The following is a 5,578-nucleotide window of genomic DNA, read 5'->3' on the forward strand; positions in this document are numbered from 1 at the left end:
TTAAATGCGGGCTTGAGGGTTTTAATAGAGTATAATAATAAAAAATACGGTTGACAGCTTTATGCGTTAAAATTTGCCAAAAGAGTAAATTTGGTCGGTCGTTTTTGGTTAAAAGCCTTGTATAATAACGATATTGTTTATTTTTATAATAAAGTTTAACATTTAATAACCGTTAACAGAAAAAAGCCAATTCTTTTTAGGCGATTTCCACATTAAAAAATACCGCTTGTTTTTGCGGTATTTTTGATATTTTTTCTTACATTATATATTAAATTCTTCTTTTTATGTTCACCGCAAAGATTCCGCAAATAATGCCCATAACCGCGCCCGCGATTAAGTCAAATAATATATTCCAGCCAAAAGTGAATTTGCCGTCCATAAGCGAAAATATTAAAAACGCCGCCACGATATAAATGATACCCAATATTAAGCCTTTTTTCCAGCCGTTGGACTTTTCTTTGAAAGCTATAATACTTGCAACAAGCAAAGACACCGCTTTGATTATTTGGTTGATTACGGCTATAACCGTGTCCGACACATCCACAAAAGTTATCACAAGCGCCATCGCCAGTATCAAAATTAAGCTGATTATTAGCGCGATTGTAAGTCCTTTCAAGACTTCCAAATACATATTGGACTTTTCGGCGGGTTTGGATTTTTCTTTTTTTAGACTAAAACTCATAAATTTCACCCTGCATATTAATTATTTATTATAAAATATGCGCCAAAAGCGTTGAATATGATAAATAAAAAATTCCCTTTTGGGCATGCCTGAAATAAGCCTTTGTTTTTGGCGGCTTGCATTAAAAAATATACCGAACATAAAATTTTGGCTTGCCAAGGCGCACAAGGGCAAAAGGCGATAACGGCGGGAAAATATCTTTAACATAAGTTTTGGGGGCTTGCCCAAAAAGTTTTAACTTGCTTCCTGGACGTGAAAAATCTTGCCCAGCTAATATTCTTCTGTCAAAATCTAACTTGCTTTTTTGGCGCGAAAGGCGTCAAAATCTTACCTGTTATTCTCTTGCCAAAGTCTAGCTTGCTTTTTGGGCGCGGGAGGTATGGCAGACCAAATAAATGACTTGATAGGTTTTGGATATTTCGTTAAGGATGTTTTTGGCGCGCTCTAGGTTTTGGTCGTCCAAATTCACAAAAGGGTCGTCAAAGATTAAAAACGGCTTTTGGTTTTCAAACATAGCGTCAACCAGCGCAAGCCGCGTGCAAAGACCGACCATGTCTTTATACCCTTCGGAAAAATAGTCAAGCTCTTTCTTTTGGCCGCTTTTTTCTATCTTGACTTTCAAATCGGTGTCTATGCTGAAGCTCTCTTTGGCGCTAAACCTGTTTATATATTTGGAACAGCTTTGCTCCATCTTGCCTAGATAGTTTTTGGTCAAGGTTTCGCGCGCCGCCGTCAAATAATCAATTGTCAGTCTTAAGGTTTCATTATTGTATCGGGCTTTGGCAAGCTCTTGCTCGTTTTGGGCAAGCCTTGACTTTATTCGGTCAATCTTATTTATAAAGACCTGGTTATTGTTAAGTTCGTTATTTATTTTGATAATTTGGTTTTTTATTTGGTCCAACCTGTTTTGGACTTGGTTTAATCTATCCTGCTCTTTGCTGTAATCAACTTGCAGCTTGGAATATCGCGAGATTGCGCTCTCATCCAGTTGTTTTTCTTCCATATAATTATCCAGCGCTTGACGCTTGATGTCCATTTCTTTTTGTTTGTCATAAAGAAGTCTAACCTTATATTTGAATTCGTTAAAAACTTCTTGATAATTATATTGATTGACGTCGCTGTAAAAGGGGCGCAAAAACCGGATTATATAATCCAAATCGTTTCTGATTTGGTCGCTTAAGGCGTTTATTTGCTTTTTATAATGCTGGTCCTGACTAGCGCCCGCGCTTGTTTTCTTTTTGTGAAAATATAGCGCCAAAAAGCCGCCTATGGTTGACAGCGCGCCCAATCCAAGCAGCAAAAAGCCCAAAGCCTTGTAAAAAAACAGACTGCCTATTCCGCCGCCCAACAGCAAGACATTGATAATTATCAGCAACAATCCCAAATATGATGTTTTTTTGTTGTTTGCGCTTTGCGTTTGCGAAAATTGGCTTAGCTTTTGCTCGTATTCCCTTAATCTTTGGGAAGCGCTGTTTATAGACATAATCTTTTCTTGCGCCAAGTCCGCATCGTCCATAGCCACGGGCTTATTATTCAAATCAAGGCGCATGTTGTTATAGACCGCGCAAGCGTTTCGGTAATCTTCCTCAAAGCGCTTGTAGGCGTCATAGACTTCTCTTTTTATTCGGTTTTCTTTAATTTGGTCAATTTTTTTGGCAAGCTCGTCCGCTTGGCCTTGCAAAATTGTTTGCTCTTGTTGCAGTTTTTTTAATTGGTCCGATAGGTTTTTGCTGCCCTGTTGTTTGGACAGGCAATCTTGCAATTGTTCTTGCAAATCAATTTGCTCGGCTTCCAAATCGGCAATCAAGCCCCTGTTGCCGCGCTTTTCAAATAACGATTTTTGCGCCTTCAGGCTATCTATCGCTTGGGAAAAGCCCGCCATATCGTCCGCGCTTTCTATAAGGTTGGTCAATTTAGCCCTTATGGAATCGTTGATGCCCGTTTTGTGATCGGTTTGCGGGAAATATGTGCTTCGCTCGTAAGCGTCTTCGTCTATCTTAAACAGCTCGTAGCCGATATCAGATGTGTAGTCGCCGCTTAGCTTGTTGGTTGACAGGTCATAAAGCGCAAAAGTGTCTTGGCTCTCGCTCTTGCCAAAAAAACGCTCAATCCTGTAAGACTTGTCGCCTATCTTAAATTCTAAATAACCGCCAAATTTGCCGCCTTGCCAAGGCGCGTATTTTTTGCGCAGGTTTTGGTTTAGATCCAGCTTGCGGCTTGAGGGCAGCCCGTAAAACATGGATTTGATAAATACGCTTAATGTGGTTTTGCCCCAGCCGTTTTCTTGCTGGATAATGTTAAGACCGTCTTTGAACTCGTAAGTAAATTTTTGCAGCCTGCCAAAGTTTTCTATATAGCATTTTTTCAAAATCATAATATTATATCCTCGCCTTTTAACGCCCTTATGCCGAAGTTAATGATATCTTCTTTTTGTTTTTGGGGTAAATTTGATTTCAGGACCGACCTTATAAACTCGCCTTTTAGGGATATGTCGTATTTGTAGTCCTCTATGTCAATTTGCAGCAATGTGTTGTCTTGGACTTTAAAGGAGTAAAACAAAGGCTCAAAGTCCAGCTTGATGTGGTGCAAATCTTTTTGGGCGCCTAATATATAATAGCCCGTTAGGTTTGCCTTGACATAGTGTTTGGAATCTATGCCCGACACGGCTTGGGATATCGCGTTTTTGATTTCCAAATAGCTGCTTTTCCCCGTGATATCCACATCTATTTCATAAACCGTTCTGTGGCTTAGGCCCGTTACAAGTTTGGGCGGGGCGCCAAGGTTTTGGGTGTCAAGCAAAACAAAGCCTTTTTCGCCTATCTCGTCATAGCCCCTGCCTTCCAAGCAGCCGCTGTAACAATAAACGCCGCGCTTGTCCAGCCTGTCCCAAGTAAAAGAATGGTAATGGCCCAAAGCCAAGTAATCTATGTTTTTGTTTTTGAGAAGCTCCAAATTGACGGCGTCGGGCTTGCTTGAAGCGGATATTTGCCCGTGCATAACTACTATGTTTTTGCGGCCGGGGTTTAGGTTAAGCTGTTGGTATAACGATTTGTAATTATCTTCGGTGGTTTGGATGCCCGCTATGGTTACATCGTCATAATTATAGGTTGTCCACTTATCCAAAAACGGCTTAAAATTGGGCGGCATATCAACGGCGTCAAAAATATCATAACCGTCGTGATTTCCTTTAAGATATAAAAAATCTATATTGGGGGTCTGGGAAATTAAATCGCTTAGAAATTTTTTGGTCTTGGAGTTTGGGGTTTGCGTGTCAAACAAATCGCCCGCTATGATTATCGCGCGGACGCCGTTTGACACCGCGTAGTCAACCATCTTGTTAAAAGTGTTCAAAAGTTCGTTGTTTCGCTCTTGGGAATTGACGCCTTCCAATCTGGAATCCAAATGGATGTCCGAACAATGTATAACTTTCATAGCCCTCTTTCTCAAGTAATTTATCGCCTTTTATATGGCGCAACCACAAAATATGCCTATATTTATAAACATGCTTACATTATATAGTATCTTAAACAAAATTTCAAGGCGTGGTTATGGGGTAATAAATAATCATTGTCCAAAACAGTAACTAATGATGTTTTGTATACCGCATACAACCATTCTTTTTTTCTAATTGATTTATCAAAACTTTCAAGTTCGCGTTTTTTGACCTTTTTAGCGGTTTTTTCATTAAGACTCGCTAAGTTTATTATATTCTTGACTTGGTACTTATTATTTTTGTTTTCCTATCCTTATTTTTCTTGTGTGGCGGTTTGGGCAAGGAAGTCTATGCGGTAGCGGATGGCGCCAAAGTCTTGGATTACGGTGGCGCTAGTGATGCGGATCGCCAAGATGACGCAGTCTTTGTGGTTTTCATCGTTGGCGTGTTCATACCAAGCGGCAAACGCAGCGCGAAGTTTGGCCCTTAGTTCGGAATTTTTGGGGTCTAGGACCCAGCCCAAATTTTCGCCGATTCCGTGCCCATAAAACCATTGGTTGCTGGCCGCGAACGCGACTTCAGGGTTTTGGGATATTTGGCGCATCTTGGCCGAGCTTGCCGAAGTGGTAACATAAAACGCGCCGTCTTCATAAAACCCGTCCACCTCGCGAACATAAGGGCGGGGCTTGCCGTCCTCGCCTATCCCGATAGTCGCAAGCGAGATAATGTTGTCTTTCCCTTTGCCGCACCTTTCCTCAATAATTTTTAACACCTCTTGGAACATGCTCATTTTTCCCCTTCTTGTGTTTTTTAAAATTAATAGCTTCGTATTTTTTAAAAAAATGATTTGCGATATAACGCTTAACAAAAATATTGCGGGCAAAATATTAGGTTATTTTTGAAAGAACATCGCGGACAAGAAAGCGGTCAGCGCTGTAAGAATTCCGCAAAGCAAAGGCAAGCCTAAAAAAGCAAGAACATTAAAATCAAAACAGTTTAAAAAGGCAAGCAAGAAATTATTAATCGTCGTATCTTAAAGTTATTAATTTCCTATTTTGTTTTGGCAGTTTTTTTGGTTTTTAGGGTTAAGCTTTTAAGCCGAAACGCTAATTTTTTAGCTGTTATTAAGCGAACAAGCATTAAAAAAAAAATATTTTCCAAAACAAAAAATTCTATAAGTTTTTGTTTGTTGCGTTTGGGTATAAAAAATGCGTTTTTAAAAAAATTAAAAACGCATTTTTTGTGTATTGGGGGGATTTAAATATTTTCTTGGTCTTTTTCTTGGTCTTGGGACTGCTCTTGGTCGAGGCTTTCTACTTGGGGCTGGATTGCGGTGTTTACCACATTGAGTATGGCGTGCATATCAAAGACCATAGTGCTTTTGCTGTCGCCTACGCCCGTTTCCAAGACCATATATTTTTCGGTTTCGGACTTGTCTAGTATTTCTACAACTCTGCCCACAA

At 39.9% G+C, this 5,578-nt stretch carries 5 protein-coding genes; all 5 read right to left on the reverse strand.

The features are described 5' to 3' along the window. Positions 1 to 268: 268 nt before the first annotated feature. Positions 269 to 682 (reverse strand): TIGR04086 family membrane protein, encoded by a 414-nt coding sequence (locus tag GX756_03450; GenBank protein ID NLC16914.1) that lies wholly within the window; start codon positions 680 to 682, stop codon positions 269 to 271. A gap of 352 nt (positions 683 to 1,034) precedes the next feature. Then, on the reverse strand, positions 1,035 to 3,056 hold the full coding sequence (locus GX756_03455) for an AAA family ATPase (GenBank protein NLC16915.1): 2,022 nt from the start codon (positions 3,054 to 3,056) through the stop codon (positions 1,035 to 1,037). Next, positions 3,053 to 4,129 (reverse strand): DNA repair exonuclease, encoded by a 1,077-nt coding sequence (locus GX756_03460; GenBank protein ID NLC16916.1) that lies wholly within the window; start codon positions 4,127 to 4,129, stop codon positions 3,053 to 3,055. The genes GX756_03455 and GX756_03460 overlap by 4 nt, the downstream gene beginning before the upstream one ends. A 299-nt stretch (positions 4,130 to 4,428) precedes the next feature. Further along, entirely contained in the window at positions 4,429 to 4,905 is a 477-nt protein-coding gene (locus GX756_03465) for a pyridoxamine 5'-phosphate oxidase family protein (GenBank protein ID NLC16917.1), read from the reverse strand. Positions 4,906 to 5,372: 467 nt separating this feature from the next. Continuing rightward, positions 5,373 to 5,578, reverse strand: a 206-nt coding sequence (locus GX756_03470; protein NLC16918.1) for a hypothetical protein, incomplete at its 5' end; no start/stop codon positions are given.

The organism is Clostridiales bacterium (assembly GCA_012512255.1).
Classification (GTDB): Bacteria; Bacillota; Clostridia; order Christensenellales; family DUVY01; genus DUVY01.

What these genes read in the sequence shown, in the direction of transcription:
- GX756_03450 (NLC16914.1), bottom strand. Translation starts at nt 682, where the DNA reads ATGAGTTTTAGTCTAAAAAAAGAAAAATCCAAACCCGCCGAAAAGTCC.
- GX756_03455 (NLC16915.1), bottom strand. Translation starts at nt 3,056, where the DNA reads ATGATTTTGAAAAAATGCTATATAGAAAACTTTGGCAGGCTGCAAAAA.
- GX756_03465 (NLC16917.1), bottom strand. Translation starts at nt 4,905, where the DNA reads ATGAGCATGTTCCAAGAGGTGTTAAAAATTATTGAGGAAAGGTGCGGC.